Below are 336 nucleotides of genomic sequence, written 5' to 3'. Positions count from 1 at the left end.
ATGTGAAATTGGTTTTTGATGTCTTGATGAATCTTCAGTTTTCAAGGAACAAAAGTGGAGCCTAGCGGGATCGAACCGCTGACCTCCTGCGTGCAAGGCAGGCGCTCTCCCAGCTGAGCTAAGGCCCCGTATTAGAATTGTTCATAAAAATGGTGGGCCTAAGTGGACTCGAACCACCGACCTCACGCTTATCAGGCGTGCGCTCTAACCGGCTGAGCTATAGGCCCTCATAGAGAGGTTTTGGTCTCTCAAAACTGAACGATGGGCAATGCCACATGGGCATTTTCCTTAGAAAGGAGGTGATCCAGCCGCACCTTCCGATACGGCTACCTTGTT

The 336-nt window shown here is 50.6% G+C and carries 2 tRNA genes; both read right to left on the bottom strand.

The features are described from left to right. Window positions 1-55 precede the first annotated feature (55 nt). Window positions 56-128, bottom strand: a tRNA-Ala gene (locus KNO85_RS14870). A 22-nt stretch (window positions 129-150) separates the two neighbouring features. Next, a tRNA-Ile gene (locus tag KNO85_RS14865) sits at window positions 151-227 on the bottom strand. Window positions 228-336 lie beyond the last annotated feature (109 nt).

The sequence above is a fragment of the Exiguobacterium sp. s124 genome, assembly GCF_018617485.1.
GTDB classification, from domain to species: Bacteria; Bacillota; Bacilli; order Exiguobacteriales; family Exiguobacteriaceae; genus Exiguobacterium; species Exiguobacterium aestuarii.
This window is presented reverse-complemented; position numbering and strand designations above follow the sequence as displayed.